General features: G+C 58.5%; 2 protein-coding genes. Both read left to right on the top strand.

Translation table 11 applies throughout. The features are described from left to right. Positions 1-1,335, top strand: a 1,335-nt coding sequence (locus HMPREF9538_RS09980; protein ID WP_009485528.1) for a non-oxidative hydroxyarylic acid decarboxylases subunit C, incomplete at its 5' end; no start/stop codon positions are given. 10 nt (positions 1,336-1,345) lie between these two features. Then, positions 1,346-1,582, top strand: a complete 237-nt coding sequence (locus tag HMPREF9538_RS09985) for a non-oxidative hydroxyarylic acid decarboxylases subunit D (RefSeq protein ID WP_002915098.1) — start codon at positions 1,346-1,348, stop codon at positions 1,580-1,582.

Genomic DNA, 1,582 nt, shown 5'->3' with positions numbered 1-1,582 from the left:
CGGGGGGCGGCCGCCAATGCGACCGGACGCATCGGCGACGGTGCCCCGGCGCTGTGGTTCGATAATATTCGCGGCTTTAACGACGCTCGCGTGACGATGAACACCATCGGCTCGTGGCAGAACCATGCCATCTCGCTGGGCCTGCCGCCTAACACGCCGGTGAAAAAGCAGATTGATGAGTTCATTCGCCGCTGGGATAACTTCCCGGTGACGCCAGAGCGCCGCGCCAACCCGGCGTGGGCGGAAAATACTGTTGATGGCGATGATATCAACCTGTTCGATATTCTGCCGCTGTTCCGCCTCAACGATGGTGACGGCGGTTTCTACCTCGATAAAGCCTGTGTCGTTTCGCGCGATCCGCTGGATAAAGATAACTTCGGTAAGCAAAACGTCGGTATCTACCGCATGGAAGTGAAAGGCAAGCGCAAGCTCGGCCTGCAGCCGGTACCGATGCACGATATCGCGCTGCATCTGCACAAAGCGGAAGAGCGTGGGGAAGATCTGCCGATCGCCATTACCCTCGGTAACGACCCGATTATTACCCTGATGGGCGCCACGCCGCTGAAATACGATCAGTCTGAATATGAGATGGCTGGCGCGCTGCGCGAGAGCCCGTATCCCATCGCTACCGCGCCGCTGACCGGCTTTGACGTACCCTGGGGTTCGGAAGTGATCCTCGAAGGGGTCATTGAAGGGCGTAAGCGTGAGATCGAGGGGCCGTTCGGTGAATTTACCGGTCACTACTCCGGCGGTCGTAACATGACGGTAGTGCGTATCGACAAAGTTTCTTATCGCAGCAAACCGATTTTTGAATCGCTCTACCTCGGTATGCCGTGGACCGAGATTGACTATCTGATGGGCCCGGCGACCTGCGTACCGCTGTATCAGCAGCTGAAGGCCGAATTTCCGGAGGTGCAGGCGGTCAACGCCATGTACACCCATGGTCTGCTGGCGATCATCTCCACCAAAAAACGCTACGGCGGTTTTGCCCGCGCGGTGGGCCTGCGGGCGATGACCACTCCCCACGGCCTCGGCTATGTGAAGATGGTGATCATGGTTGATGAAGACGTCGACCCGTTCAACCTGCCGCAGGTGATGTGGGCGCTCTCCTCGAAGGTTAACCCGGCGGGAGACCTGGTGCAGTTGCCGAACATGTCGGTCCTTGAACTTGACCCAGGCTCCAGCCCGGCAGGCATTACCGACAAACTGATTATCGACGCCACCACTCCGGTTGCGCCGGACCTTCGCGGTCACTACAGCCAGCCGGTGCAGGATCTGCCGGAAACCAAAGCCTGGGCTGAAAAACTGACCGCTATGCTGGCCAACCGTAAATAAGGAGAAGAAGATGATTTGTCCACGTTGCGCCGATGAAAAGATTGAAGTCATGGCGACCTCGCCGGTGAAAGGGGTCTGGACCGTGTATCAGTGCCAGCACTGTCTTTACACCTGGCGAGATACCGAGCCGCTGCGCCGCACCAGCCGCGAACACTATCCGGAAGCGTTCCGCATGACGCAGAAAGATATCGATGAGGCGCCGCAGGTGCCGCACGTACCGCCGCTATTGCCGGAAGATAAGCGTTAA

Origin of the sequence: Klebsiella sp. MS 92-3 (genome assembly GCF_000195655.1) — a bacterium.
GTDB lineage: Bacteria > Pseudomonadota > Gammaproteobacteria > Enterobacterales > Enterobacteriaceae > Klebsiella > Klebsiella pneumoniae.
Note: the sequence above shows the minus strand (reverse complement) of the source record. Positions and strands in the feature narration are given on the sequence as shown.

Coding starts and splice junctions, on each gene's coding strand:
- HMPREF9538_RS09985 (WP_002915098.1), top strand. CDS start 1,346: ATGATTTGTCCACGTTGCGCCGATGAAAAGATTGAAGTCATGGCGACC.